At 69.5% G+C, this 21,972-nt stretch carries 37 protein-coding genes; 31 read left to right on the top strand and 6 right to left on the bottom strand.

Annotation, left to right across the window (positions count from 1 at the left end; all coding sequences use genetic code 11):
- Positions 1-13 precede the first annotated feature (13 nt).
- From ABLE88_RS08590 to ABLE88_RS08515, 16 genes are all read left to right on the top strand, one after another.
- Positions 14-313, top strand: coding sequence for a NifU family protein (locus tag ABLE88_RS08590; RefSeq protein ID WP_348831024.1), 300 nt, complete (start codon positions 14-16; stop codon positions 311-313).
- A gap of 38 nt (positions 314-351) precedes the next feature.
- Positions 352-1,548, top strand: a complete 1,197-nt coding sequence (gene nifS, locus ABLE88_RS08585) for a cysteine desulfurase NifS (RefSeq protein WP_348831023.1) — start codon at positions 352-354, stop codon at positions 1,546-1,548.
- Positions 1,549-1,617: 69 nt separating this feature from the next.
- Complete coding sequence (gene nifT / locus ABLE88_RS08580; RefSeq protein ID WP_348831022.1) at positions 1,618-1,836, top strand: putative nitrogen fixation protein NifT; 219 nt, start codon at positions 1,618-1,620, stop codon at positions 1,834-1,836.
- A gap of 1 nt (position 1,837) precedes the next feature.
- Positions 1,838-2,704 (top strand): SIR2 family NAD-dependent protein deacylase, encoded by an 867-nt coding sequence (locus ABLE88_RS08575; RefSeq protein WP_348831021.1) that lies wholly within the window; start codon positions 1,838-1,840, stop codon positions 2,702-2,704.
- Between the two features lie 310 nt (positions 2,705-3,014).
- Positions 3,015-4,577 carry a nitrogenase cofactor biosynthesis protein NifB gene (gene nifB, locus ABLE88_RS08570; protein ID WP_348831020.1) on the top strand — a complete coding sequence of 521 codons (1,563 nt, stop codon included), beginning with the start codon at positions 3,015-3,017 and terminating at the stop codon, positions 4,575-4,577.
- Positions 4,578-4,600: 23 nt separating this feature from the next.
- On the top strand, positions 4,601-4,825 hold the full coding sequence (locus ABLE88_RS08565) for a 4Fe-4S binding protein (protein ID WP_348831019.1): 225 nt from the start codon (positions 4,601-4,603) through the stop codon (positions 4,823-4,825).
- A 10-nt stretch (positions 4,826-4,835) separates the two neighbouring features.
- Complete coding sequence (locus ABLE88_RS08560) at positions 4,836-5,168, top strand: HesB/IscA family protein (protein WP_348831018.1); 333 nt, start codon at positions 4,836-4,838, stop codon at positions 5,166-5,168.
- Positions 5,169-5,181: 13 nt separating this feature from the next.
- Positions 5,182-5,718 carry a tetratricopeptide repeat protein gene (locus ABLE88_RS08555; protein WP_348831017.1) on the top strand — a complete coding sequence of 179 codons (537 nt, stop codon included), beginning with the start codon at positions 5,182-5,184 and terminating at the stop codon, positions 5,716-5,718.
- On the top strand, positions 5,711-6,493 hold the full coding sequence (locus ABLE88_RS08550; RefSeq protein WP_348831016.1) for a 4Fe4S-binding leucine-rich repeat protein: 783 nt from the start codon (positions 5,711-5,713) through the stop codon (positions 6,491-6,493). The genes ABLE88_RS08555 and ABLE88_RS08550 overlap by 8 nt, the downstream gene beginning before the upstream one ends.
- Positions 6,490-6,816: a nitrogen fixation protein NifZ gene (locus tag ABLE88_RS08545; RefSeq protein ID WP_348831015.1), complete on the top strand. Its 327-nt coding sequence runs from the start codon at positions 6,490-6,492 to the stop codon at positions 6,814-6,816. Before ABLE88_RS08550 ends, ABLE88_RS08545 begins: the two co-directional genes overlap by 4 nt.
- A complete protein-coding gene (locus ABLE88_RS08540; RefSeq protein ID WP_348831122.1) occupies positions 6,816-7,055 on the top strand; it encodes a nitrogen fixation protein NifZ in 240 nt (79 codons plus the stop codon). The genes ABLE88_RS08545 and ABLE88_RS08540 overlap by 1 nt, the downstream gene beginning before the upstream one ends.
- A 12-nt stretch (positions 7,056-7,067) precedes the next feature.
- Positions 7,068-7,424, top strand: coding sequence for a DUF3024 domain-containing protein (locus tag ABLE88_RS08535; RefSeq protein ID WP_348831014.1), 357 nt, complete (start codon positions 7,068-7,070; stop codon positions 7,422-7,424).
- 37 nt (positions 7,425-7,461) lie between these two features.
- Entirely contained in the window at positions 7,462-7,731 is a 270-nt protein-coding gene (locus tag ABLE88_RS08530) for a DUF6129 family protein (RefSeq protein WP_348831013.1), read from the top strand.
- Positions 7,728-8,921 carry a DegT/DnrJ/EryC1/StrS family aminotransferase gene (locus ABLE88_RS08525; protein ID WP_348831012.1) on the top strand — a complete coding sequence of 398 codons (1,194 nt, stop codon included), beginning with the start codon at positions 7,728-7,730 and terminating at the stop codon, positions 8,919-8,921. The genes ABLE88_RS08530 and ABLE88_RS08525 overlap by 4 nt, the downstream gene beginning before the upstream one ends.
- 73 nt (positions 8,922-8,994) lie before the next feature.
- Entirely contained in the window at positions 8,995-9,306 is a 312-nt protein-coding gene (locus ABLE88_RS08520) for a ferredoxin (protein WP_348831011.1), read from the top strand.
- 59 nt (positions 9,307-9,365) lie between these two features.
- On the top strand, positions 9,366-9,605 hold the full coding sequence (locus ABLE88_RS08515; RefSeq protein ID WP_348831010.1) for a hypothetical protein: 240 nt from the start codon (positions 9,366-9,368) through the stop codon (positions 9,603-9,605).
- Positions 9,606-9,614: 9 nt separating this feature from the next.
- Here the strand turns inward: ABLE88_RS08515 and ABLE88_RS08510 are convergent, their stop codons facing one another.
- On the bottom strand, positions 9,615-10,274 hold the full coding sequence (locus ABLE88_RS08510) for a glutathione S-transferase family protein (protein WP_348831121.1): 660 nt from the start codon (positions 10,272-10,274) through the stop codon (positions 9,615-9,617).
- A gap of 191 nt (positions 10,275-10,465) precedes the next feature.
- On the opposite strand from ABLE88_RS08510, the gene ABLE88_RS08505 reads away from it, so the two are divergent.
- From ABLE88_RS08505 to ABLE88_RS08490, 4 genes are read left to right on the top strand one after another with little or no spacing between them, the layout of a single operon-like run.
- Positions 10,466-10,912, top strand: a complete 447-nt coding sequence (locus ABLE88_RS08505) for a Rieske (2Fe-2S) protein (RefSeq protein WP_348831009.1) — start codon at positions 10,466-10,468, stop codon at positions 10,910-10,912.
- 14 nt (positions 10,913-10,926) lie between these two features.
- Positions 10,927-11,262 carry a DUF6156 family protein gene (locus ABLE88_RS08500; RefSeq protein WP_348831008.1) on the top strand — a complete coding sequence of 112 codons (336 nt, stop codon included), beginning with the start codon at positions 10,927-10,929 and terminating at the stop codon, positions 11,260-11,262.
- 10 nt (positions 11,263-11,272) lie between these two features.
- Positions 11,273-11,440: a hypothetical protein gene (locus ABLE88_RS08495; RefSeq protein WP_348831007.1), complete on the top strand. Its 168-nt coding sequence runs from the start codon at positions 11,273-11,275 to the stop codon at positions 11,438-11,440.
- A 31-nt stretch (positions 11,441-11,471) separates the two neighbouring features.
- Positions 11,472-11,903: a group II truncated hemoglobin gene (locus ABLE88_RS08490; RefSeq protein ID WP_348831006.1), complete on the top strand. Its 432-nt coding sequence runs from the start codon at positions 11,472-11,474 to the stop codon at positions 11,901-11,903.
- Between the two features lie 53 nt (positions 11,904-11,956).
- On the opposite strand, the gene grxD is transcribed toward ABLE88_RS08490, so the two are convergent.
- Both grxD and ABLE88_RS08480 read right to left on the bottom strand, forming a co-directional pair.
- A complete protein-coding gene (gene grxD / locus ABLE88_RS08485) occupies positions 11,957-12,289 on the bottom strand; it encodes a Grx4 family monothiol glutaredoxin (protein ID WP_348831005.1) in 333 nt (110 codons plus the stop codon).
- Between the two features lie 58 nt (positions 12,290-12,347).
- On the bottom strand, positions 12,348-12,581 hold the full coding sequence (locus ABLE88_RS08480) for a BolA/IbaG family iron-sulfur metabolism protein (protein ID WP_348831004.1): 234 nt from the start codon (positions 12,579-12,581) through the stop codon (positions 12,348-12,350).
- Between the two features lie 294 nt (positions 12,582-12,875).
- On the opposite strand from ABLE88_RS08480, the gene ABLE88_RS08475 reads away from it, so the two are divergent.
- The 5 genes from ABLE88_RS08475 to ABLE88_RS08455 all read left to right on the top strand — a co-directional run bounded on the left by ABLE88_RS08475 (position 12,876) and on the right by ABLE88_RS08455 (position 16,171).
- The gene (locus ABLE88_RS08475) at positions 12,876-13,742 is read left to right on the top strand and encodes a xanthine dehydrogenase (protein WP_348831003.1); all 867 of its coding nucleotides are present in this window, start codon (positions 12,876-12,878) and stop codon (positions 13,740-13,742) included.
- Positions 13,739-14,248, top strand: a complete 510-nt coding sequence (locus ABLE88_RS08470; protein WP_348831002.1) for a hypothetical protein — start codon at positions 13,739-13,741, stop codon at positions 14,246-14,248. Before ABLE88_RS08475 ends, ABLE88_RS08470 begins: the two co-directional genes overlap by 4 nt.
- 243 nt (positions 14,249-14,491) lie before the next feature.
- Positions 14,492-14,833: an iron-sulfur cluster assembly protein gene (locus ABLE88_RS08465; protein WP_348831001.1), complete on the top strand. Its 342-nt coding sequence runs from the start codon at positions 14,492-14,494 to the stop codon at positions 14,831-14,833.
- 153 nt (positions 14,834-14,986) lie between these two features.
- On the top strand, positions 14,987-15,682 hold the full coding sequence (locus ABLE88_RS08460; RefSeq protein ID WP_348831000.1) for a dienelactone hydrolase family protein: 696 nt from the start codon (positions 14,987-14,989) through the stop codon (positions 15,680-15,682).
- Positions 15,683-15,838: 156 nt separating this feature from the next.
- Positions 15,839-16,171, top strand: coding sequence for a hypothetical protein (locus tag ABLE88_RS08455; RefSeq protein ID WP_348830999.1), 333 nt, complete (start codon positions 15,839-15,841; stop codon positions 16,169-16,171).
- A 15-nt stretch (positions 16,172-16,186) separates the two neighbouring features.
- Here ABLE88_RS08455 and ABLE88_RS08450 read toward each other — a convergent pair whose 3' ends face one another.
- Positions 16,187-16,660, bottom strand: coding sequence for a hypothetical protein (locus ABLE88_RS08450; protein WP_348830998.1), 474 nt, complete (start codon positions 16,658-16,660; stop codon positions 16,187-16,189).
- Between the two features lie 252 nt (positions 16,661-16,912).
- On the opposite strand from ABLE88_RS08450, the gene ABLE88_RS08445 reads away from it, so the two are divergent.
- Both ABLE88_RS08445 and ABLE88_RS08440 read left to right on the top strand, forming a co-directional pair.
- Entirely contained in the window at positions 16,913-17,152 is a 240-nt protein-coding gene (locus tag ABLE88_RS08445) for a hypothetical protein (protein ID WP_348830997.1), read from the top strand.
- A gap of 54 nt (positions 17,153-17,206) precedes the next feature.
- Positions 17,207-17,446 carry a hypothetical protein gene (locus tag ABLE88_RS08440; RefSeq protein ID WP_348830996.1) on the top strand — a complete coding sequence of 80 codons (240 nt, stop codon included), beginning with the start codon at positions 17,207-17,209 and terminating at the stop codon, positions 17,444-17,446.
- Positions 17,447-17,561: 115 nt separating this feature from the next.
- On the opposite strand, the gene ABLE88_RS08435 is transcribed toward ABLE88_RS08440, so the two are convergent.
- Entirely contained in the window at positions 17,562-18,749 is a 1,188-nt protein-coding gene (locus tag ABLE88_RS08435; protein ID WP_348830995.1) for a DNA recombination protein RmuC, read from the bottom strand.
- Positions 18,750-18,830: 81 nt separating this feature from the next.
- Between ABLE88_RS08435 and def the strand changes: the two genes are divergently transcribed.
- The 4 genes from def (at position 18,831) to ABLE88_RS08415 (ending at position 21,596) form a co-directional block, all read left to right on the top strand.
- Positions 18,831-19,349, top strand: coding sequence for a peptide deformylase (gene def, locus ABLE88_RS08430; protein ID WP_348830994.1), 519 nt, complete (start codon positions 18,831-18,833; stop codon positions 19,347-19,349).
- Positions 19,350-19,390: 41 nt separating this feature from the next.
- A complete protein-coding gene (gene fmt / locus ABLE88_RS08425) occupies positions 19,391-20,314 on the top strand; it encodes a methionyl-tRNA formyltransferase (protein WP_348830993.1) in 924 nt (307 codons plus the stop codon).
- A gap of 30 nt (positions 20,315-20,344) precedes the next feature.
- Positions 20,345-21,106 (top strand): tRNA pseudouridine(38-40) synthase TruA, encoded by a 762-nt coding sequence (gene truA / locus ABLE88_RS08420; RefSeq protein WP_348830992.1) that lies wholly within the window; start codon positions 20,345-20,347, stop codon positions 21,104-21,106.
- Between the two features lie 121 nt (positions 21,107-21,227).
- Positions 21,228-21,596, top strand: a complete 369-nt coding sequence (locus ABLE88_RS08415) for a hypothetical protein (RefSeq protein ID WP_348830991.1) — start codon at positions 21,228-21,230, stop codon at positions 21,594-21,596.
- On the opposite strand, the gene trxA is transcribed toward ABLE88_RS08415, so the two are convergent.
- Positions 21,580-21,900, bottom strand: coding sequence for a thioredoxin (trxA, locus tag ABLE88_RS08410; protein ID WP_348830990.1), 321 nt, complete (start codon positions 21,898-21,900; stop codon positions 21,580-21,582). The genes ABLE88_RS08415 and trxA overlap by 17 nt on opposite strands.
- Between the last annotated feature and the right edge of the window lie 72 nt (positions 21,901-21,972).

The following is a 21,972-nucleotide window of genomic DNA, read 5'->3' as shown; positions in this document are numbered from 1 at the left end:
AGAGAGGACCGAGATGCTGCAGGAAACCGAACAGCTCGCGCCCGTCGCCCGCGCCGAGACCGACCGCCTGGCGCTGATCCAGGAGGTGATCGAGGAGGTCCGCCCCAACCTCAAGCGCGACGGCGGCGACTGCGTGCTGGTCAGCGTCGATGGCTCGAAGATATTCGTGAAGCTCACCGGGGCGTGCGTGTTCTGCAAGCTCGCGAGCGCCACCATGGAGGGCATCCAGGCCAAGCTCATCGAGCGGCTCGGCGAGTTCGTCCGCCTCGTGCCGGTGGCCGGCCCCTCGGCGCCGATCAAGGTCGCTCAGTAGCGGCAGGCCTTCGGGCCTCAACAGGGGGGCGTCGTCCCGTGCGGCCGGTCTATCTCGACAACAACGCGACGACGCGCACCGATCCGGAAGTGGTGGCGGCCATGCTGCCCTATTTCTGCGACCAGTTCGGCAACGCCTCCTCCACCCACGCCTTCGGCGCCGACGTGGCCGAGGCCGTGAAGGGCGCGCGCAAGGCGCTCGCAGCTCTGCTCGGCGCGGCCTTCGACCACGAGGTGGTCTTCACCTCCGGCGGCACCGAATCCGACAACGCCGCTTTGCTGTCCGCGCTCGAGGCCATGGAGGGGGAGGGGCGCAGCGAGATCGTCACCACCCGGGTCGAGCATCAGGCCGTCCTCGCGCTCGCGGCCCACCTGGAAAAGAGCCGGGGGGTGAAGGTCCATTATGTGGGCGTCGACGCCGCCGGGCGCCTGGATCTCGAGGCCTACAAGGCGGCGCTCGGCCCGCGCACCGCGCTCGTCTCGGTGATGTGGGCGAACAACGAGACCGGCACCCTGTTCCCCGTCGCCGCGCTCGCCGAACTGGCGCACGCCGCCGGGGCCCTGTTCCACACCGATGCGGTGCAGGCGGTGGGCAAGGTGCCGATCGAGGTGGCGGCCACCAAGATCGACATGCTCTCGCTCTCCGGCCACAAGCTGCACGGCCCGAAGGGCATCGGCGCGCTTTATGTGCGCAAGGGCGTCAAGTTCAAGCCGCTGATCCGCGGCGGGCACCAGGAGCGCGGCCGGCGCGGGGGCACGGAGAACGTGCCCGGCATCGTCGGCCTCGGCAAGGCGGCGGAGCTGGCGCTCGCTCACCTCGCCGACGAGGGCACGCGGGTGCGCGGCCTCAGGGATCGGCTGGAGCAGGGCATCGTCCAGCGCATCGAGGGCTGCCGGGTGAACGGCGATGGCGCCAACCGCCTGCCCAACACCGCCAACCTCGCCTTCGACTATCTGGACGGCGAGGCGATCCTGAACCGGCTCGACCGGGTCGGCATCGCCGCGTCCACGGGCTCGGCCTGCACCTCCGGCTCCACCGAGCCCTCCCATGTGCTGAAGGCGATGAACCTGCCGGCCCGGGCGCTGCACGGCGCGCTGCGCCTGTCCTTGTCGCGCGAGAATTCCAGCGACGACGTGGATCGGGTGATCGAGGAGTTGCCCGGCATCGTCGCCGCGCTGCGGCAGATGTCGCCGGCTTGGGCGAACCGCCAGCCCGAGGCCGCGCCCCATGGCTGACCCGACACCCGCACGACCCCGCGCCGGCCGCGGCAGCCGGCCGCCCGTCCCTTCACCCAGGAGCCCCTTATGAAAGTCATGATACGCCGCTCTCCCGAGACCGGCCTTTCCATCTACGTCCCCAAGAAGGACCTGGAGGAGCCGATCGTGGAGTTCGAGCACGAGACCTTGTGGGGCGGCTGGATCAAGATCGCCAACGGCTGGGTGCTCGACCTGCCGCAGATGGCGCCGGGCACCAGCCTGCCCATCACCGTCAACGCCAAGAAGCGCGGCAGCGAGGAGGAGTGAGATGAACGCCCCGGTCTCCACCGCGGATATCGTCAAGCTCGCGGACGCGGACGCGCTCGTCGCCAGAGCGGGTGCGGCGCTCAAGGCGGGCAGCATGGTGCCCTATCTGGGCCCCGGCGTCGCCGCGCTCGGGTCGACGGGCGTGCCCATGACGCCGGAGGACCTCGCGGCGTTCTTCGGCACCAAGGTGGCGCTGCCCAAGCGCGCCAAGGGCAATGCGTGGGCCGCGGCCCAGCACATCGAGAGCACCAAGCACCGCAACACGGTCTCCGCCCTCATGGGCGACGCCTTCTCCACCCCCGTGGCGCCGACCGCGCTCCACGCTTATCTCGCCGGCCTCAGGCTGCCGATGATCGTCGACACCTGGTATGACGGCGCCATGCGCGCGGCGCTCGCGGCGCGCTCCGACTGGGGCGAGGTGCAGGGCATCACCCGCGCCGGCATCGGCGAGGACCGCTGGTACCGCTTCTACGACGCCGCCGGCGCCGAAACCGACAAGGCCGCCGCGCCCGGCTGGGCCACGGTGCTCTACAAGCCGCACGGCTCCGTGGTGCCGGCGAAGAACTTCCTCATCTCGGACGCCGATTATGTGGAGGTGCTGACCGAGATCGACATCCAGACGCCGATTCCGGACATCGTGAAGGACCGCCGCACCGAGCGGGGCTTCCTGTTCCTCGGCTGCCGGTTCCACGACCAGCTCCTGCGCAATTATGCGCGGCAGATCATCAAGCGGTCCGGCGGTCCGAATTATGCGGTGGTGGACCCTGAGGTTCTGACCCGCAACGAACTGCGCTTCCTGTTCGGCCACGGCATCATCCCGGTCGCGGTGCCGCTCGCCCGGGCGGTGGAGATCCTGACAGCGGCCTGACCGCCCCGCCCCCATCGCGCCTTCCCAGCGCCGGCGGCCTCCCCTGGAGGCTGCCGGCGTTTGGATTCGGAGCGCCGCATTGACCGGCATCAAAGGTGGAGCAGAAAGCCAGGTTCCGTGGCCGCGAACATGTAACCTTTCCAACATGCCGGCGCCGTCCCCATATGTCCCATGTGCGCAACACGACAGCGCGCCATGTTTCTCAAGTATATGATATTGAACATATAAATTCATTTCACGCGGGTGGCACGCCGGTTGCTCACGTCTTCTCAGGATGACTGGATCCTGCTCGAGACGAGGAGCACCAAACATGGACGCGACGACTGAGCATGTGGGGGACGCCGTCGGGACCGCCGTCGACATGGACGCCCTGATGCAGACGATGGCCGAGCACAAGGGCTGCGGCACGTCGGGCGGCTCGGGCAAGGCGAGTTGCGGCACGGGCGCGGGCGCGAACGACCTGCCGACCGAGATCTGGGAGAAGGTGAAGAACCATCCCTGCTATTCCGAGGAGGCGCACCACCACTATGCGCGCATGCACGTGGCGGTGGCGCCGGCCTGCAACATCCAGTGCAATTACTGCAATCGCAAGTATGACTGCGCCAATGAGAGCCGGCCGGGCGTGGTCTCCGAGAAGCTGACCCCCGAGCAGGCGGCGAAGAAGGTGCTGGCCGTGGCCTCCACCATCCCGCAGATGACCGTGCTCGGCATCGCCGGCCCCGGCGACCCGCTGGCCAACCCCGAGAAGACCTTCAAGACTTTCGAGCTGATCTCGAAGACCGCCCCCGACATCAAGCTCTGCCTGTCCACCAACGGCCTGGCGCTGCCCGACCACGTGGACACCATCGCGAGCTACAACGTCGACCACGTCACCATCACCATCAACATGGTGGACCCGGAGGTGGGCGCGAAGATCTATCCGTGGATCTTCTGGAAGCACAAGCGCTACACCGGCTACGAGGCGGCCAAGATCCTCACCGATCGCCAGCTCCAGGGCCTGGAGATGCTCACCGAGCGCGGCATCCTGTGCAAGATCAACTCGGTGATGATCCCCGGCATCAACGATCAACATCTGGTCGAAGTGAACAAGGCGGTGAAATCGCGTGGTGCGTTCCTGCACAATATCATGCCGCTGATCTCCTCACCGGAGCACGGCACGGTGTTCGGCCTCACCGGCCAGCGCGGCCCCTCGGCGCAGGAACTCAAAGCCCTGCAGGACAGCTGCGAGGGCGAGATGAACATGATGCGCCACTGCCGCCAGTGCCGCGCAGACGCCGTCGGCCTCCTGGGCGAGGATCGCTCCGCCGAGTTCACCACCGACAAGATCATGGCCATGGACGTGAACTACGACATGGAAGGCCGCAAGGCCTACCAGGCCATGGTGGAGGAGGAGCGCGTCGCCAAGGTGGCGGCGAAGCAGGAGGAGCTTCAGACGCTCGCCGGCGAGCAGAGCGACATCAAGCTTCTCATCGCCGTGGCCACGAAAGGCTCGGGCCTCATCAACGAGCACTTCGGCCACGCCAAGGAGTTCCAGGTCTACGAGCTGTCCACCGCGGGCGCGAAGTTCGTCGGCCACCGCCGGGTCGACCTCTACTGCCAGGGCGGCTACGGCGACGAGGACAGCCTCGAGACCGTGATCCGCGCCATCAACGACTGCCACGCGGTGTTCGTCGCCAAGATCGGCGGCTGCCCGAAGGCGGACCTCGCCAAGGCCGGCATCGACCCCGTGGACCAATATGCCCACGAGTTCATCGAGAAGAGCGCCATCACCTGGTTCAAGGATTATCTCGCCAAGGTGAAGAGCGGCGAGATCGAGCATGAAGTGCGCGGCGATGCGGAGATCCGCCAGGGCGCGCTCATCAGCGCGGCCTGAGGCGAGAGGCAAGGACGGAACCCATGACCCTCAAGATCATCGCCTCCCAGTGCACCTCCTGCTCGGCTTGCGAGCCGGAGTGCCCGAACGTCGCCATCTCCGAGAAGAATGGCACCTTCGTCATCGACCCGAAGAAGTGCACCGAATGCCTCGGCCACTTCGACGAGCCGCAGTGCGCCGCCGTCTGCCCGGTGGACAATACCTGCGTCATCGACAACGCGTTCCCGCGCTATCAGCTCCCGGCCTGAGGAGGAGACGATGAACTTCACCATCACCCCCAAGGCCGAGAAGTTCATGCGGCTCATGGTGATGTCCGACGGCGGGCCGGGGGCGGGCTTCCGCCTCGCGGTCTCCCCGGGCGGATGCTCGGGCCTCAATGCCGACATCAGCGTGCTGGCGGGGCCCTTGCCCGGCGACGCGGTGGTGCAGAAGGGCGCGGTCAAGCTGTTCCTGCCGGCCGAGAGCCGCCTCCTGCTGGAGGGGGTGACGGTGGATTTCACCGACACCGCCGCCAAGACCGGCCTCGTCTTCCATGACCCCAAGGCCACGGCGTGCAGTTCCCACAGCCACGCCGTGCCGGCGGGCCTTTGAGCAGGGGCGACCCATGTCAGCGTTCGCGATGCAGAACGAACCGTCCGCCTTCGCGGAGGACGGCCTGCTCGCGAACGCGTTGCTGGGCGGCGGCTTGCCGGAGGAGGCCAACTGGCACTTGTGGCAGGCAGGCTTGTCCTACCATCTGGGCGAGGTGGCGGAGGCGCATCTGCGGCAGGCCGAGGCCATCGCGCCCGGCCATGCCGCGGTGCTCATCGGCCTCTACCGGTTCTATTTTTACAAGGGCCGGCTCGCCGAGTGCCTGGAGGTGGCGCGCATCTGCCTCGCCAAGGCGCAGCGCGAGACCAACCTGCCCGCGGACTGGCGCGACGTGGCGCCGGAGGACGCGCTGTTCGGCCGCTACGAGGAGCTGATGCCGCGCTTCTTCCTCTTCACGCTCAAGGGCTACGCCTATCTCAACCTGCGCCTCGGCAACCTTTCGGAGGGCCGCGCGGCGGCCGAGAAGCTGCTTCAGCTCGACCCCTCCGACAAGATCGGCGCGAGGGTCCTCATCGACGTTCTGAACCGGGCGGGCGCGGACGATGACTGACGCGATCGACGAGGCCATCGACTGGCGCGGGGCCGAGATCGCGTGCGGCGCCTGCGTCCACGACGCCTTGCGCGCGGAGGGCCGCTGCCGGCTGAAGCACGCCTGCGTCAACGACCGCTACGCCCGGCGCATCGACCGCTTCTTCAACTGGAATCCGGAACTGGCGAATACTTACATCCACCACGAGCATTTCGAGGTGCGCGCCATCGCGGCCAAGCACGCGGACGTGTTCCAGCTTCCTCCGCTGCTCGACGATCCGGAAGAGACGGTGCGATGGAACGCGGCACGGCGCCTGCCCAAGCGGCTGATCCTGCGCCTCAGGCAGGACCCGCACCGGGAGGTGCGCATCCGCATCGCCTCGCTCCTGGACGATGCCGAGCTCGTGCCGATGCTGAGCGACCCCGATTACTACGTGCGCATGGTGGTCGCGCGCCGGGTCGCCCCGCCGCTGCTGTCCCGCCTCATGGAGGACGAGGAGGTGGAGGTGCGCCGCGTGGTGGCGCAGCGCCTGCCGGCGGAATGGCTGCTGCGCATGGCGCAGGACCCGGCGGCGAGCGTGCGCCTGGAGGCGGCGCGGCGCCTCGCGCCGGACCTGCTCGCGCGGCTGAAGGACGACCCCGACTGGCGCGTGCGCTACGAGGTGGCGAGCCGCCTTTCGCCGGCGCAGCTCGGCGCCCTGGCCGAGGACAAGGACGTGATGGTGCGGGAGATGGCCCGCTCGCGCGGCGGCGTTCGTCCAGAGGCTGGAGAACTCGTGAGGGAGATGCCGAGATGAGCAACATCGTCCGCGACAGCGACGTGGTCGAGATCAGCGAGCCGCCGTACTTCTCCTTCGGCGAGAAGGTGAAGGCCAAGCGCACGATCCGCAATGACGGCACCTATGCGGGCAAGGAGATCGGCGAAATCCTCGCGAAGAAGGGCGAGGAGGGATACGTCGTCTCCATCGGCACATTCCTTCAGCAATTCTACATCTACGGGGTCGAATTCATGGAAAGCGGCAACCGTGTGGGGATGAAGAAGAAGGAGCTCGATCCCGTTGTTTCCCGCGACGAGGACATCGACCTGCCGCTGCCGAGCGTCGGAGGACTGTCGCGATGATGTTCGAACCCCGGACCCCCAGGTATCAGTGGGGGCAGAAGGTCAAGACGCTGACCGAGCTGCGCAACGACGGCGGCTATCCGGACGTGCCGGAGGACGCGGTGCTGGCGGCCGAGGGCGCAACCGGCGAGATCGTCCAGGTGGGCATGCACACCGACAGCAACACGCCGATCTATATCGTCGAATTCACCGAGCGGCTGGTGGTCGGCTGCCTCGAGGAAGAGATCGAGCCGGTGTGATGGGGGCATGCGATGACCGCAAGGGTGCTCGGCATGCCGGCGGGCGGCAAGGCCCAGCCCAACGACCTCGACAAGCGCCGGGTGGAGCGGGCGCTGAAGACGCGGCGCCGCTATCGCTACGTGGCGCCGGCGGTGCTGGCGGTGCCCGGCGGCTACCGCATCGAGAGCGCCTGCTGCTCGCGCAACATCGATCCGGAGGGCGGCATCGTCGACATCGCGTTGCTGCTGTTCGACGAGGCGGAGGGCGAATGGGACCTGTTCCGCAAGGACCACGGCAAGGGGCTGTGGGAATGGGAAAGCCGGCACCGGCGGCTCTCCGCTTTGCTCGACGTCCTGACCTTCGACGAGCATCGCAAGTTCTGGCAGTGAGCCCGCCCCGGCGGGCGTCATAGGGGAGTGGGAGAACATGGCGCTGAACGAAGAGGATCTCGGCGCGATCGCCGGCATGCTGGCGGCGCCGCCCGCGGACGGGCAGCTCTTTGCGGCTCTTCGCGCGCGCTTTCCCGCGCTTTCCTTCACCCGCTGCGACGCCTCCGACGTGGTGGAGGCGCCATTCGGCAGCTTCGGCGGCTACGACGTCCACCTCATGGACGGCCGCGACCACTGCGTGCAGCTGACCGACGATCCCGCCCGCGCCACCGGCATCGTCCTCGCCAAGAGGAGCGATGTGTCATGACCGAGCCCGCTCTGGCGGACGCCGATGCCGCCCCCGCGCTCGCCGAGGGGCGCTTCATCCCCCTGTCCGACCCTGACGTGACGACGGCCGAGCTCGCGGCGATCGACGCGGTGATCCGCAGCCCGCGCCTGTCCAGCGGGCCGGCGACGGAGGCGTTCGAGGCCGCCTTCGCCGCCTATGCCGGCCGCGCCTATGCGCTGGCGGTGCCCTCGGGCACGCTCGGCCTGCTGCTGGCGCTGAAGGCGTATGGCATCGGCGCCGGCGACGAGGTGGTGTGCTCGGCCTATTCGTTCCGCGAGACCACCCACGCGGTGAGCCTTGCCGGCGCGCGGCCGGTGTTCGCCGACATCGACTATTGGGCCGGCACGCTGGTGCCCGAAAAGGCCGAGGCGCAGATCACCGGCCGCACCAAGGCGATCGTCGCCGCCAACACCAACGGCCATCCCGCGCCGTGGGACCCGCTGCGCGCGCTCGCCGAGGCGCGCGGGCTGATCCTGATCGAGGATTCCACCGAGGCGATCGGCTCGCGCTACAAGGGCCGCCCCGTCGGCTCCTTCGGCGACGTCGCAGTGTTCGACTTCTCCCAGCCCGGCCCGCTGGTGTGCGGCGAGGGCGGCATGGTGGTGACCGACGACGTGGACCTCGCCATGGCCATGCGCCGGCTGCGGTCCCACCGGCTCGCGGAGCGCGCCTCGGTCGTGGTCACCATGAGCGCCGCCTATCAGGCGCCGATGAGCGACCTCACCGCCGCCCTCGGCCTCGCCCAGCTGGAGCGGATCGACGAGATCCTGGAGCGCCGCCGCCTCACCGAGCAGCTCTATTACCAGTACGTCCAGTCCTTCGAGGGCATCAAGGATCCCTATGTGGCGCCGGACGTCACCGAGGTGCACTGGTTCCTCTATCTGGTGCATCTCGGCACGCGCTTTTCCAAATCGAGCCGCGACGCCATCGTCGAGGACTTGGGCGTCGAGCGCGTGCAGGCGGCGGCCTATGCCAGCCCGCTGCATTTGCAGCGGCATTATCTCGACCTCGGATATCGCAAGGGCGACCTGCGTGTCACCGAGAAGGTGGCCGACCGGGCGGTGGCCCTGCCGTTCCACGCGCACCTGTCCGAGGACGAGATCGAGTTCATCGTCGCGACGATGAAGGATGCCTCGGTGAACGTGGGGGCGGGCGCCGCCATCTACTGAGGGCAAGACACAGCGGACCAAAAAGCACTTCAAGCCAAGATCACGGCAAGAGCCGATACAGACGGAGCAGGCAATGTCCACGGTAACACTCACAGTCCTCCCCTCCAGCAAGAGCATCGAGGTGCCCGAGGGCACCAATCTCTGGGCGGCCATTCGCGAGGTCGTGCCGACCTTGCCCGAGCAGAGCCCCGAGAATTGCGGCGACGCCGCCCACATCTTCGTGCTGGAGGGCCGCAAGGGCATCTCCAAGACCACGCGCGAAGAGAACGAGAAGCTCGACACGATCGTGGGCGTCGGGTCCAAGTCCCGCATCGCCTGCTTCGCGCAGGTGCTGGGAACCGAGGACGTCAAGGTGGAGCTGCTCGGCGAATTCTCAGGCTTCTGAAGCCTTTCCCTGCGGGGCGGCGCGCGGCGCCGCTCCCGCGCATCCGATGGAGTTGAGTGATGGACGCCAACAGTTTGGACGCCAAGGTTCTCGTTCACGCCCGCTTCGCGCCCGACGGCTCCGTGGTGGAGATCGGCGAGCGCCCGTCCGGGCTGACGCCGCAGGAGTGGTTCTTCTTCCTGCGGGAACATTCGGACGCCTCCTATTTCCAGGCGCTGTCCGGCGGGCGCGGCGTGTTCCGCATTCCCCGCGCGGAGTTCGACACGCTCAAGGCGTCGGTCGGCGCCAACGCCGCCTGAGGGCGGCGCTCAGCCGGCCGGCGCCGGCTCGGGCGTTGCGCCGCCGAGGCGGGAGGGATCGTATCCCTCCTCCTTCAGCACGCGGATCACGGCCGGGCGGGCCAGGAGCCGCCGGTAGTGGGCGAGCAGCGGCGGCGGCAAGGCGATGCCGGTCTTGTCGGCCCAGAATTCCACGTAGAACAGCACCGGGTCGGCGACGCTGTAGACACCGGTGACGAAGTCGCGGCCCTCCATCTGGCGGGCGAGCACGGCGAAGTTCTTCTCGACGATCAGCTGGCCCAGCGCCCGCACGCTCTCCTGCTCGGACTGCGCGCGCGAGAAGGCTTGCGTCGTGAAGATGCGCGCGAAGCCGTGGCCGTGGATGGTTCCCGCCACGTGGCTCATCACCTCGATCGCCCGCGTCTCCCCCTCCATGTCCTGCGGCCACAGCCGCCCGCGCGCGCGGGTCCGCCCGAGCCAATGGGCGATGGCCACCAGCTCGGTGAGCGCGCTGCCGTCCGGCCGCACCAAGGCCGGGATGGTGCCCTTGGGGTTGATGGCCAGGTAGTCCGGCTTGAAATTGTCGCCCGCCGGGAGGTTGACGACGTGCGCCTCGAAGATCTCGTCCAGCTCCTCGAGGAGGATGTGGATGCCGGTCGAGCACGATCCGGGGGTCATGTAGAATTTCATCGCCGCCATGGGAGCCTCCGCGCGGGCCGCCCGGTTCGGGCCGGCCCGGCACGCTTCATGCAAATATCGGCGCAACGGACGCTTTCGCCCTGCCGCGCACGCGAGCCACGCCGCGACCGTCGCATTCGCGACAGGACCCGCGCCGGCGGTGGGCGAAAGAGGACGCCCGGGAGCCTGAGGGAATGCAGCCTATGTCGGCGTCCGACATCGCGGTCTTCGCCATCTGCGAAGCGGAGAGCATCCCGCCTGGCGGCGCGAAGGCCTTCAGCCTGTCGCGGCTGATGGCCGACGGCGAGGCGCGCCCGTTCCGCATCGTGGTGGTGCGCGTCCGCCCGCGGCAGTTCGTCGGCTACGTCAATTCCTGCCCGCACGGCAAGGTGTGGCTCAACATCGGCGACGGCACCTTCTTCACGCAGGACAAGTCCCAGCTGAGATGCGGGCGGCACGGGGCGCGGTTCGACATTGCCAGCGGCCTGTGCGTGGAGGGGCCGTGCGCGGGGGCGAGTCTGGAGCCCATCCCGCTCGCCCTCATGGGGGCGGACGTGTGTGTGTGCGGCATCCCGCTCGTGGAGGACGAGGACGGGCGCGGCTATGACGAGCACGACGAGACCATGGAAATCATGATCCATCCGGGCTGAGGCGAATGGCTCTTATGTCTGCTTCTTCGAGCACTGCCGCGATCGAGGCCGCCGAGCGCGCCGACTGTCGCTACTTCCTGTCCTATTCCGGCGTGAAGCTGCCCTTCAACCTGGTGGGGCCCATCCCCGCGGACGGGCTCGGCCACCGCAACACCTTCATCCGCGCCTATTACGACGCGGCCGGCCGGCTGTCGGGGTTCGAGAAGGTGGTCTATGGCGAGGTGGAGCTGACCCACAGCTACCTCTATCACGACACCGGCGCGCTGCGGCGCGCCGTGGTGGCGATGCTGGACGAGGAGCCGTCCGAGCTGCTGTACGACGAGGCGGGACGCCTCGTCGGCGGCGGCTGAGGGGGCGGGGATGACGGTTGCCCAATTGCTGGAAGCGCTCGCCGGGATGCCGCCCGAGGCGGTGGTTCTGATGGAGAATGGCGGCGGGCTCTCGCTGGTGAGCGCCCTCGATTTCGTCGCGGCCCAGGGGCCGGGCGCGCCGGCGGAGGTGATCCTCCTGCCGAACATGGAGGAATAGCGGCGCTTCGGGCGGCGCGGGAAGGACGAAGATGAGCGAGGCGAGTGAGCAGATCAGCATGTTCGAGCGCCTGGGCGGCGTCACGGTCATCGACCGCCTGGTGGAGGCGTTCTACCTGCGCATGGACACGCTGCCGGAGGCGGAAGGCATCCGCGCCATGCACCCGGACGATCTCGGCCCGATCAAGCAGGTGCTGAAGCGCTATCTCACCGAATGGACCGGCGGCCCGCAGCTCTACACGCCGCAGAAGGGCCATCCGCGCCTGCGCCAGCGCCACATGGGCTTTCCCATCGGCGATGCCGAGCGCGACGCGTGGCTCCTGTGCATGCGCGGCGCGCTCGACGAGACGGTGGGCGACGCGGCGGCGCGCGAGGCGATGTACGCCACCCTCGCCAAGCTCGCCGACTGGATGCGCAACACCGCCGGCAATCCCCACGACGCCGGCCACCGCCTCGGCAGCTGAAGGCAAGGCGAGCCGGCGGCGTTGGCCGCCGGGGCTCGATCCGCGCCGCGCGTTCACTGCGCCGGAGACAGGATGCCCTTCTCGGCGAACAGCGCCTGCAGCTCGCCGCTCTTGTGCATCTCGCGCACGATGTCGCAGCCGCCGACGAACTCCCCCTTCACGTAGAGCTGGGGGATGGTCGGCCAGTTCGAGAATTCCTTGATGCCCTCCCGGACATAGGGATCGGAGAGCACGTCGAAGCTCGCGAACGGCACGCCGACCTGCGCCAGCACCTGGACCACGGCGCCGGAGAAGCCGCACTGGGGCGCGGCGGGTGCGCCCTTCATGAACAGCACCACGTCGGCGCCGTCGATGATGGACTTGATGCGGTCACTGGTGCTGCCCATGGCAATCTCCTCGAAGAATGTGGGATGAGAAACAGGTTCGAACGCCGCGCGAGCGACCTCATTCGGGGGTGAGCGTCTCCAAGGCGAGGGCGTGGAGCACGCCGCCCATATTGCCCTTCAGCGCCGCATAGACCATCTGGTGCTGCTGCACCCGGCTCTTGCCCACGAAGGCCTGCGAGGTGATGCGTGCGGCATAGTGGTCGCCGTCGCCGGCGAGATCCACGATCACCACCTCGGCGTCCGGGAACGCCGCCTTCACGAGCTGCTCGATGTCGGCTGCTGCCATCGCCATCGTTTGGTCTCCCTCACAATCGCACCGTCTCATGCAAGGGCGAATCCAACCGCCGGCGCGGGCCGCGGGCCTGTCCCGGCGCCCCGGTGCCGCTGTGCCGGGCAGGTGCGGCGGGCCCAAGGGGGCGGCGGGTGTCGCACATGCGACAGGCCGGGCGGGGCCTGTTGGGGATGCGACGCGATCCGGCGCGGCGTTGGCTACCGTCGGAAACAGCGCCCCTGTGGCGCTGGGCGGGCGAGATGGACAAACGGCCCGGCTCTTGCTTCGCGTCGCCAGCCCAGTCGAGGAGCGCACATGAGCGACATGAGACAGAGGAGCCGGCGCGGGTCCCTCCCGCCCTTCGCCGTCATCCTCGGCACCAACGAAATCGCGTCCGCCGTGGCGGTTCACCTGTTCTGGGCCGGCTTTGGGGTGGTGATGTCCCACGACCCGATGCCGCCGGTCATCCGCCGGCGCATGGCGTTCCATGACGCGCTCTACGACGATGCGGCCAGCGTCGCCGGGGTGGTGGCGGCGCGCGTCGAGTCCAGCGTCGAGATCCGCGAGCGACTGGCCGCCGGCGCCGGGGTCCTGGTCACCGAGCTCGGTCTGCTCGATCTCATCGTCATCGGCGCCATCGACATCCTGGTCGATGGGCGCATGAACAAATACCAGGTGACGCCCGATCTGCGGCGCCTGGGCCGCCTCGCGGTCGGCCTGGGGCCCGGCTTTTCCAGCGACGTCAATTGCGACGTGGCGGTGGAGACCCGGCCCGGCATCGCCGGCCGGGTGATCACCGGCGGCGCCACCGCGCCGCCGGACGGCGTGCCGTCGAGCCTCGGCGGCCAGCAGGCGGCGCGCTTCGCCCGCGCCGAGGTCGCCGGCCGCTGGCACACGGCCATCGAGATCGGCACCCGGGTCTACAAGGACTTCATCATCGGCTATCTCGGCGCGGCGCCGGTGCGTGCGCCGTTCGACGGCATCGTGCGCGGCGTCGCGCGCGACGGCATCGAGGTGCCCCAAGGCGTGAAGCTCCTGGAGATCGACCCGCGGGGCCGCGCGGCCTGCTGGACCGGAATCGACAAGCGCGCCGGCGCCATCGCCAAGGGCGTCATTCGCGCTTTGGCCCGCCAGGCGGCGGAGCAGCCCACCCCGGGTCCACAGGTGCACCTCATCAAATGACCGGGACTGATGCCGCCGGGCAGCCCTTGATCGAGCTGCGCTTTGCCCCGGACACCATCAATTTCGGCGACCTGCCGGAGGAGATCGATGAGCTGCTGCAGCAGGGCGTGGTCGCCTACCGCAAGGACCGGGCGGCCGCCGACGCCCTGTTCCGCAAGGCGCTGGCAGCGGCGCCGCAGGCGCTGCCGGTGTATTTCTGCCTCTACAAGATCCACACCTATCAGGGCAATCTGGACGAGGCCCTGAGCGTCGCCCGGCGCGGCCTCGCGGAGGCGGCGCGCCAGGCGGGCTGGCCCGCCGACTGGCGCGCCTGGGCGCCCGAGCCGCCGGCCGCGGACGGGGCCGCGCGCTTCGCGCTCTATACGCTGAAGGCGCTGGCGTTCATCCATCTGCGGCGCGAGGAGCCGGCGCAGGCCGGCGAGATGCTCGACGCCCTGCGGGTGCTCGACCCGTCGGGCGCGGTCGGCTGGCCGGTGGTGGCGGAATTGGCCGCAGGCCTGCGCTGAGGCGCGGCAGCCCGGGCGCTTGCCTGCGTCATCCCGTCCAGGCCGGGCCCTGTGGCACCGCGCTTGCAAAGTCTTTCACACGAGACAGGAGCGGCAGGTCCGAGGCGGGGCAATACTTTGCCCCATCTCGGGAAAGGCCGAGGCCGCTCCGGCGAAAACCGACGGCCCGCACGCGGGCTGCTTCCGGCGGGCCCGGCGTCGCGCGAGCGGCCGGGCGGCCGGCGCCAGAAAGGCGGGAAGGACATGACGGAACACGACATCGCCACGGTGGCGTTCGATGCCGAGGCCATGACCGAGCGCGTCGTCGCGGCCCTGCGCACGGTCCACGACCCCGAGATCCCGGTGAACATCTACGACCTCGGCCTCATCTATCGCGTGGACTGGCTGACTCCCAGCTCGGTGGAGATCGACATGACGCTCACCGCCCCCGGCTGCCCGGTGGCCGGCCAGATGCTCGCCTGGGTGGAGGAGGCGGTGCGCACCCTGCCCGAGATCGCCGAGGTCAAGGTGAACCTCGTGTTCGATCCCCCGTGGGACCGCAGCCGCATGTCCGAGGAGGTGCAGTTGGAGCTCGGCCTGCTCTGATGGAGCCCCGCGTCATGGCAGATGAATATTTGGTCTGTCCGGTGTTGTATTTCGCGAAATACTGCGGGTGCTGGCACTTTACATGCATGAGTGCGGTGTTCGCCCAAGCGGCGCGCGACGGCGCCGGGCGAACGCCAACCCATGAGGGCTGCCATGATCGAACTGACTGCGAGCGACGCCCAGACCTTCTCCGCCTATCGGGCCGACCCGCCCGCGGCCCCCAAGGGCGCCGTTGTGATCCTGCCCGAGGCGCTGGACCTTGGCGAGGGTGTCCGCAAGATCGCCGACGGCTTCGCGGCGGAGGGCTATGTGGCGGTGGCCCCGGCACTCGCCGCCGAGGCCGACACCGAATGGACGCTGTCCGCCGTCCAGGCGACGGTGGATGCGGTGAAGGGCGCCGGCAAGGTGGCGGTGGTGGGCTATGACCGGGGCGGCTACCTCGCCTTTCTCGCCGCCAATGCGGTCGACGGCATCGCCTGCGCCATCGGCTATTACGGCGACGGCGTCGCGAGCGTTCAGCGCGGCAAGTGCAAGGTGCCGACCCTGATGCATTTCGGCGAGGCGGACGACGTGATCCCGCTCGCCGAGGTGACCCAGTTCCGTTTCGTGCGGCCGGACGTCAGCGCCTTCACCTATCCCGGCGCCGGCCACGGCTTCGCGACGGAAGGCGCGGCCGGCTTCGACGCCGAGGTGGCGGACAAGGCGCAGGCGCGTACGCTGACCTGGATCTCGCAATATCTGCAGGGCCAGCCGCCGGTGGCGATGAAGAATGCCGGCGCCTATGCGCTCGCGAAGGTGGACAAGAAGGCCAAGAAGAAGGACGCCGACATGGGTCCGCCCCTGGATTGACGGGGCGGCGCGATGCCGGCGCAGGCTTCGACCGCGCCGGCCGCATCCCGTCGTTCCGGCCGCGGCGTTCGCCCGGCGCCGTGCTTCCTTTCCTTGTCTTGCTTGGCGCCTGAGGGCCGGCCGGAGGGGCAGCGCCGCAGCGCGGAGGCCGTTGGAATGAGCGTGATCGAGCACGATTTCGGCGCCGAAAAACGCCGCAAGGTACGGCGCTTCCGTTCCCTGCTCGGCCTCGACGCTCTGCACGAGCAGAATGTGCGGGCCAATCCGCTGCCCTATCTCGAACGCGCCAGCGAGCGCATCTTTCAGCTGGAGCGCGCATTGTTCGAGGCGGCGCTCGCGGGACGGCCGGACGCCGGGGCGGCCAAAGCGCCCGGCGCCACGGTGGTGGTGGATGCGGGCGAATATGCCCGCCTCAAGGCCTGCCACGCCGCGGTGGAGCAGGCGCTCGCCGCGCTCTGCGCCGATGCCGAGGATGACGGCGCTCCCTGAGGGGCCTCGCGCGGCTCAGTGGGGCTTGCGCGGCTCCCAGAGATAGAGGTCGCCCCACGGGCTCTTCGCCAGGTGCTCGAAGCCGAGGCTCGGCAGCAAGGCGGCGAGGTCGAGGGCGTTGCCGGCGCGCACGCTGAAATAGATCGGCGCGCGCCCCTCCTTGAGCGGCGCGAGCAATGCGGGCACGAGGTCCGCCGCCGCGGCCTCCGGCGCCAGCGCGGCATAGGTGACGTGCAGCGCGGGGCTGTTGCGGAAGCCCCACTCGAAGGTGTCGCGCCGCGCCAGGAGCGCGCCCTGCACGGCGCCCCCCGCGTCGAACGCCACCTGGGTGAAGCCGGACGAGAGCGAGGCCATCAGCTCGGAAAGCACGGCCTCCTGCTCGCGCTCGCTTTCCAGCGCGAACGGGATCTGACCGGCGGCGTCGCGCACGAAGGTCCAGATGCGGGGCATGTCGCCGAGGGTGGCGACAGAAGGCGGTGCGGCGCTCATGGTGGCCTCGACAATGGGATGAACAATAAATCTATTGTATTCCTGCGTGACTGGTCGGGCAACGTCGGATAGTCTTCAAATAATCCTGCGGTGGTGTCCGGAAATCGACGCGCGCGGCGCGCGCCGTGTGGCATTCGCGACGCGGGCCAGCCGCAAGATGAAGACGCGTGCGCGGCCGGTACTTTGGCAAGCTCCTTGCTGCGTCGGGGCGGACGGGCGGGGGAAGAGGCTCCGCGCCCGGGGAGGCGCGGCATGACGGCGGGCTATTTCGTGGATTGGGATGGCAACGTGCGCAGCGTCGAGGATCCGGGCGGCGGCTATCTGTGCGAGGCCGACATGGTGGCGCGCTATGTGGCGATCACCACCCCGACCGGCACGCTGGTGCACGAGGCGACCTGCTATCGCAGCCTCGCCGACATCGAGAAGGCCGGCATCAGGGCCACCCTGGTGCCCGGCTCGCACCCGTGGGGCCGCAAGGCGGACGGCTTCTGAGGGGGCATCGCGGCCCGCACTGCGCAAGGCGATCGGCGGAAGGAGATAAGGACCATGCTCCCCACCACCATCCTCGTGGACGAGGCGCCCTGCTGCGTGGTGCGCCCCAACGACCCGAAGGCGTTGAACCGATTCCTGCGCAATGGGCGGGGCTATCTGCTCGCGGGACGGCCGGACGGCAGCATCACCCACCGCCAGGCGACCGAGGAGGAACTCGTCCGATGGCGCAGCGCCCTCGCTTTGCACCAGGCGTGGGGCGGCGCGGACGAGGATTTCTTCGGCGTGCCGCTTTAGCGCGCGATGCAATCCTTTGGAACCGCGTCGCGGTTTCGGAGGCCCCAAGGGGATCGGCCCGAAAGGGCGTCGGCATCGCTTCCGGCCCTTTGGCGGCAGGATGCCGGCGTCGGGCTCACTCGGCCGCGGGCCGCTCGTCGTTCGCGGGCGCGGGAGGGGTGGGGGGCTCGGCCGGCGGGATCGCCTCGAACTCCAGCTGCTCCAGCCGCGTGCCGCGCCGGGCGATCTTGTCGGCGGAGACCAGCACCTTGGCCACGTCGTCGCCGGCCTGGGCGAAATGCCGGCCGAGGTCGCCGACCCGCTCGCGCAGGCGCGCCACGTCCTCCACCAGCGCCCCCACCTCGGCGCGGATGCGGTCGGCCTGCGCGCGCATGCGCGCATCCTTGGCGATGGCCTGAACCACCTGGATCGCCAGCATCAGCAGCGAGGGCGAGACCAGCACCACCCGGCGGCGGAACGCCTCCTGCACCACCGCGTCGAAATGCTCGTGGATCTCGCCGAAGACGGATTCGGAGGGCACGAAGACGAGGGCGATGTCCTGGGTCTCCCCCGGCACCAGATAGCGCTCGGCCACGTCCCCCACATGCTTCAGCAGGTCGGCGCGCAGACGCTGGCCGGCGGTCTTTCGCACCTCGGCCGTCGTCGCCTCGCGGAACAAGGTGACGCTCTCCAGCGGGAACTTGGCGTCGATCAGCAGCGGGCGCGGGTCCCCCGGCAGGAACACGGCGCAGTCCGGCCGGCGTCCGCCGGCGAGCGTGTACTGGAAGGCGAAGCTGTCGCGCGGCAGGCCGTCGGAGACGATGGCCTCCATGCGCGCCTGCCCGAAGGCGCCGCGCGCCTGCTTGTTGGCGAGCGTCTGGCGCAGCGAGATCACCTGGGAGGACAGGTCGGACAGGCTCTTCTCCGCCTGCTCCACCATGGCGAGGCGTTCGGCGAGCCGGGCGAGGCTCTCGTGGGTGGCGCGGGCGGCGCTGCTCATGCTCTCGCCGAGCCGGTGGGAGGTGGCGTCGAGCCGCTCCGCCACCGCGCGGGCGAGCTCGCCCTGGCGGTGGGCCAGCACCTCGCCCATGGACTGCACGCGCCCCGACGTCTCCGCCTGGATGCGCGCCAGATCGCGCAGCCGCCGTTCCAGCTCCTGCGCCCGCATGGCCTCCTGCGCGTCGGCCACGGCGCGGGCGCGGGACTGCCGCCATGCGGCGAGGAGCAGTGCCAGCAGGAGGCCGGCCACGGCCACGCTCGCGGCTGCGAGGGCTTCGGCCAAGGTCACGGGCCGGCCGCCCAGGATGAAGAGCACCTCGGACATGGTGTTGTTCTAGCGCGATTCCAGCTCGGAACAAAGTGTGAACATATTGACCGCGCGCACGGCATCGCTTATCTCGCAGAAATGTCCATCCGGCCCATCCTCATCATCCCCGAGCCCAAGCTGCGCGCCATCTCCCGGCCGGTCGAGAAGATCGACGGCGAGATCCGCAAGCTGGTCGAGGACATGTTCGAAACCATGTACGACGCGCCCGGCATCGGCCTCGCGGCGATCCAGGTGGGCGTGGAAAAGCGCGTCGTCACCATCGATACCGCGCGCGACGGCGAGGACAGCAAGCCCATCGCCCTGATCAATCCCGAAATCATCGCCGCCTCGGACGAACTGTCGGTATATAGCGAGGGCTGCCTGTCCATCCCCGACTTCTACGAGGAGGTGGAGCGCCCGGCCCGCGTCGCGGTGCGCTTCATGGATCTCGAGGGCAAGGTCCGCGAGGTGGAGGCGGACGGCCTGCTCGCCACCTGCGTCCAGCACGAGATCGACCACCTGAACGGCGTGCTGTTCATCGATCACCTCTCCAGGCTCAAGCGCGACCGCGTGATCAAGAAATTCACCAAGCAGGCCAAGCGCGAAGCCGAAGGCTGACGGCCGGTGCCCGTCGCCGCGCCGCAGCGGACGAGACCAACATGCGCATCGTCTTCATGGGCACGCCGGAGTTCGCCGTGCCCACCCTCACCGAGATCGTCGCGCGCGGCCACGAAGTCGCGGCGGTCTATACCCGCGCGCCGGCGCCCGCGGGCCGGCGCGGGCTCGACCTCACGCCCTCGCCCGTCCATCGGCTGGCCGAGGGCTTCGGCATTCCGGTGCGCACCCCGCGCACCCTGCGCCCGCCGGAGGAGCTCGACGCCCTCCGCGCGCTGGCGCCGGAGGTGGCCGTGGTGGTGGCCTACGGCCTGATCCTGCCGCAGCCGATCCTCGACGTGCCCGAGCACGGCTGCCTGAACCTGCACGGCTCGCTGCTGCCGCGCTGGCGCGGGGCGGCGCCGATCCAGCGCGCCATCATGGCCGGGGACAAGGAGACCGGGATCGCCGTCATGCGCATGGAGGCGGGGCTCGACACCGGGCCGGTGGGCCTCATGGAGCGCATCCCCATCGGCCCCGACATGACGGCGGGCGATCTGCACGACCGCATGATGGTCCTCGGCGCCGACCTCATGGCCCGCGCGCTCGCGGCGCTGGAGCGCGGCGCGCTCGGCTTCACGCCGCAGCCGGCGGAGGGCGTCGCCTACGCCGCCAAGATCGAGAAGGCGGAGACGCGCATCGACTGGTCGCGCCCGGCGGGCGAGGTCCACGATTGCATCCGCGGGCTCTCGCCGTTTCCCGGCGCCTGGTTCCCGCTCGGGGCCGATGAGGCGCGGGTCAAGGTGCTGCGCGCGACGCTGGCGGACGGCGCGGGCGCCCCAGGCACGGTGCTCGACGAGCAGCTCACGATCGCCTGCGGCACGGGCGCGGTGCGGCTCGTGGAGGTGCAGAAGGCCGGCAAGCAGCCGGTGGGCGCGCAGGCGTTCCTCGCCGGCACCAAGGTGCCGCCGGGAACCCGGCTCGCTTGACGGCGCGCCCCGCCCGCGCGCTCATCGCCGATGCCCCGCTACAAGCTCACCATCGAATATGACGGCACCCCGTTCTGCGGCTGGCAGGTTCAGGCCGGCCTGCCCACCGTGCAGGGGGTGCTGACCGAGGCGTTCGCGCGCTTCTGCGGGGAGGAGGTCACGGTCGCCGGCGCCGGGCGCACCGATGCCGGCGTCCACGCCACCGGGCAGGTGGCGCATGTGGACCTCGCGAAGGCCTGGCGGCCCGACCAGGTGCGCGATGCCATGACCGCGCAGCTGCGCCCCCATCCCGTGGCGGTGCTGGCGGCGGAGCTGGTGCCCGAGGGTTTCGACGCGCGCTTCTCGGCGGTGAAGCGGCACTATCTCTACCGCCTGGTGAACCGGCGCCCCGACCTCGCGCTCGACCGAGACCGGGCGTGGCGGGTGCCGAAGCGGCTCGACGCCGCGCGCATGCACGCGGCCGCGCAGCGGCTCCTCGGCCGGCACGATTTCTCCACCTTCCGCGCCGCCGAATGCCAGGCCGCCTCGCCGGTGAAGACGCTCGACCAGCTGGACGTGACGCGGCAGGGCGACGAGATCCGCATCGTCACCTCGGCGCGCTCGTTCCTGCACCACCAGGTGCGTTCCATGGTGGGCTCGCTGGTGCGGGTCGGCGAGGGGGTCTGGAGCCCGGACGACCTCGAAGCCGCGCTCAAGGCCGCCGACCGCACGCGCTGCGGGCCCATGGCGCCGGCCTGCGGGCTCTATCTGGTGGGCGTGAGCTACGGCGGCGAGGGCGCCGGCGCGCCCTGAGCGAAAGCCCTGCTGCGGCCGGTCAATCTCTCGTCAACCATCGCCGCTCCCCTGGGGGAACGTCTGCCCGCCTGGGGCATTGCCTATGGACGGGGAGCGCCGACGCACCGGGAGCGAAGCGATGGGCCTTGCGTTCAGCTTCAGAATGACCTGCAGGCCCAAGGGCCTCCGGCCGAGCATGTTCTTAGTCGCGCACCCCGCCTCCGCCGCGCCGTGCGGGTGGATCTTCTTCGACGGCAACGAGCATCACTGCGAGGGTGAGGAGGTGTCCCTGATCCTGCCCGGGGGCTCGCTCTTTCCCGCCGAGGGGCTGTTTTATGACGGGTTCGCAGAGGCGGAGGCGGCGGCCGACCGGCTCAACGATCACAGCCCCTGCTTCGACCGGCCGTGGAAGCCGGTCCCCGGGGAGGTCTTCGCAGGCGAGCATGCGCAGGCGGGGCGGCCGGGCGAATCCGCCGCCCCGCCGCGGGCGCTCAGATGGCGGCGTTGATCCACTGCACCAGCTTCGCCTTCGGGGCGGCGCCCACCTGGCGCGAGGCGATCTTGCCGTCCTTGAACAGCAGCAAAGTGGGAATCGACATGATGCCGTACTTGGAGGCGGTATGGGGGTTCTCGTCCACGTTCAGCTTGACGATCCGGATCTTCTCGCCGAGCTCGCCGGACACCTCGTCCAGGATCGGCGCCACCATGCGGCAGGGACCGCACCACTCCGCCCAGAAGTCGACAATCACCGGCGCGGACGACTTCAGCACGTCCTCGTCGAAGCTCTGATCGGAAACCTTTTCCACGGCCATGGCACACCTCGTAGGGGCGAAGAGGGTAAAATACCCGATGTTGTTGCCGAACGTAGGAAGCCACTCCCCATC

It is taken from the genome of Xanthobacter luteus, assembly GCF_040049235.1.
Lineage (GTDB): Bacteria > Pseudomonadota > Alphaproteobacteria > Rhizobiales > Xanthobacteraceae > Xanthobacter.
The sequence above is the reverse complement of the archived record's forward strand: the minus strand, read 5'-3'. Positions and strand labels throughout refer to the sequence as shown.

What these genes read in the sequence shown, in the direction of transcription:
- ABLE88_RS08480 (WP_348831004.1), bottom strand. Translation starts at nt 12,581, where the DNA reads ATGGCGATGGCAGCAGCCGACATCGAGCAGCTCGTGAAGGCGGCGTTC.
- grxD (WP_348831005.1), bottom strand. Translation starts at nt 12,289, where the DNA reads ATGGGCAGCACCAGTGACCGCATCAAGTCCATCATCGACGGCGCCGAC.
- ABLE88_RS08490 (WP_348831006.1), top strand. Translation starts at nt 11,472, where the DNA reads ATGAGCGAGGCGAGTGAGCAGATCAGCATGTTCGAGCGCCTGGGCGGC.
- truA (WP_348830992.1), top strand. Translation starts at nt 20,345, where the DNA reads ATGCCCCGCTACAAGCTCACCATCGAATATGACGGCACCCCGTTCTGC.
- ABLE88_RS08465 (WP_348831001.1), top strand. Translation starts at nt 14,492, where the DNA reads ATGACGGAACACGACATCGCCACGGTGGCGTTCGATGCCGAGGCCATG.
- ABLE88_RS08575 (WP_348831021.1), top strand. Translation starts at nt 1,838, where the DNA reads ATGAACGCCCCGGTCTCCACCGCGGATATCGTCAAGCTCGCGGACGCG.
- ABLE88_RS08500 (WP_348831008.1), top strand. Translation starts at nt 10,927, where the DNA reads ATGTCTGCTTCTTCGAGCACTGCCGCGATCGAGGCCGCCGAGCGCGCC.
- ABLE88_RS08455 (WP_348830999.1), top strand. Translation starts at nt 15,839, where the DNA reads ATGAGCGTGATCGAGCACGATTTCGGCGCCGAAAAACGCCGCAAGGTA.
- nifB (WP_348831020.1), top strand. Translation starts at nt 3,015, where the DNA reads ATGGACGCGACGACTGAGCATGTGGGGGACGCCGTCGGGACCGCCGTC.
- ABLE88_RS08445 (WP_348830997.1), top strand. Translation starts at nt 16,913, where the DNA reads ATGACGGCGGGCTATTTCGTGGATTGGGATGGCAACGTGCGCAGCGTC.
- ABLE88_RS08535 (WP_348831014.1), top strand. Translation starts at nt 7,068, where the DNA reads ATGACCGCAAGGGTGCTCGGCATGCCGGCGGGCGGCAAGGCCCAGCCC.
- ABLE88_RS08495 (WP_348831007.1), top strand. Translation starts at nt 11,273, where the DNA reads ATGACGGTTGCCCAATTGCTGGAAGCGCTCGCCGGGATGCCGCCCGAG.
- ABLE88_RS08590 (WP_348831024.1), top strand. Translation starts at nt 14, where the DNA reads ATGCTGCAGGAAACCGAACAGCTCGCGCCCGTCGCCCGCGCCGAGACC.
- ABLE88_RS08525 (WP_348831012.1), top strand. Translation starts at nt 7,728, where the DNA reads ATGACCGAGCCCGCTCTGGCGGACGCCGATGCCGCCCCCGCGCTCGCC.
- trxA (WP_348830990.1), bottom strand. Translation starts at nt 21,900, where the DNA reads ATGGCCGTGGAAAAGGTTTCCGATCAGAGCTTCGACGAGGACGTGCTG.
- ABLE88_RS08565 (WP_348831019.1), top strand. Translation starts at nt 4,601, where the DNA reads ATGACCCTCAAGATCATCGCCTCCCAGTGCACCTCCTGCTCGGCTTGC.
- ABLE88_RS08475 (WP_348831003.1), top strand. Translation starts at nt 12,876, where the DNA reads ATGAGCGACATGAGACAGAGGAGCCGGCGCGGGTCCCTCCCGCCCTTC.
- ABLE88_RS08515 (WP_348831010.1), top strand. Translation starts at nt 9,366, where the DNA reads ATGGACGCCAACAGTTTGGACGCCAAGGTTCTCGTTCACGCCCGCTTC.
- ABLE88_RS08530 (WP_348831013.1), top strand. Translation starts at nt 7,462, where the DNA reads ATGGCGCTGAACGAAGAGGATCTCGGCGCGATCGCCGGCATGCTGGCG.
- def (WP_348830994.1), top strand. Translation starts at nt 18,831, where the DNA reads ATGTCCATCCGGCCCATCCTCATCATCCCCGAGCCCAAGCTGCGCGCC.
- nifT (WP_348831022.1), top strand. Translation starts at nt 1,618, where the DNA reads ATGAAAGTCATGATACGCCGCTCTCCCGAGACCGGCCTTTCCATCTAC.
- ABLE88_RS08460 (WP_348831000.1), top strand. Translation starts at nt 14,987, where the DNA reads ATGATCGAACTGACTGCGAGCGACGCCCAGACCTTCTCCGCCTATCGG.
- ABLE88_RS08435 (WP_348830995.1), bottom strand. Translation starts at nt 18,749, where the DNA reads ATGTCCGAGGTGCTCTTCATCCTGGGCGGCCGGCCCGTGACCTTGGCC.
- ABLE88_RS08450 (WP_348830998.1), bottom strand. Translation starts at nt 16,660, where the DNA reads ATGAGCGCCGCACCGCCTTCTGTCGCCACCCTCGGCGACATGCCCCGC.
- fmt (WP_348830993.1), top strand. Translation starts at nt 19,391, where the DNA reads ATGCGCATCGTCTTCATGGGCACGCCGGAGTTCGCCGTGCCCACCCTC.
- ABLE88_RS08505 (WP_348831009.1), top strand. Translation starts at nt 10,466, where the DNA reads ATGTCGGCGTCCGACATCGCGGTCTTCGCCATCTGCGAAGCGGAGAGC.
- ABLE88_RS08470 (WP_348831002.1), top strand. Translation starts at nt 13,739, where the DNA reads ATGACCGGGACTGATGCCGCCGGGCAGCCCTTGATCGAGCTGCGCTTT.
- ABLE88_RS08415 (WP_348830991.1), top strand. Translation starts at nt 21,228, where the DNA reads ATGGGCCTTGCGTTCAGCTTCAGAATGACCTGCAGGCCCAAGGGCCTC.
- ABLE88_RS08510 (WP_348831121.1), bottom strand. Translation starts at nt 10,274, where the DNA reads ATGAAATTCTACATGACCCCCGGATCGTGCTCGACCGGCATCCACATC.
- ABLE88_RS08550 (WP_348831016.1), top strand. Translation starts at nt 5,711, where the DNA reads ATGACTGACGCGATCGACGAGGCCATCGACTGGCGCGGGGCCGAGATC.
- ABLE88_RS08545 (WP_348831015.1), top strand. Translation starts at nt 6,490, where the DNA reads ATGAGCAACATCGTCCGCGACAGCGACGTGGTCGAGATCAGCGAGCCG.
- ABLE88_RS08440 (WP_348830996.1), top strand. Translation starts at nt 17,207, where the DNA reads ATGCTCCCCACCACCATCCTCGTGGACGAGGCGCCCTGCTGCGTGGTG.
- ABLE88_RS08555 (WP_348831017.1), top strand. Translation starts at nt 5,182, where the DNA reads ATGTCAGCGTTCGCGATGCAGAACGAACCGTCCGCCTTCGCGGAGGAC.
- ABLE88_RS08520 (WP_348831011.1), top strand. Translation starts at nt 8,995, where the DNA reads ATGTCCACGGTAACACTCACAGTCCTCCCCTCCAGCAAGAGCATCGAG.
- ABLE88_RS08540 (WP_348831122.1), top strand. Translation starts at nt 6,816, where the DNA reads ATGTTCGAACCCCGGACCCCCAGGTATCAGTGGGGGCAGAAGGTCAAG.
- ABLE88_RS08560 (WP_348831018.1), top strand. Translation starts at nt 4,836, where the DNA reads ATGAACTTCACCATCACCCCCAAGGCCGAGAAGTTCATGCGGCTCATG.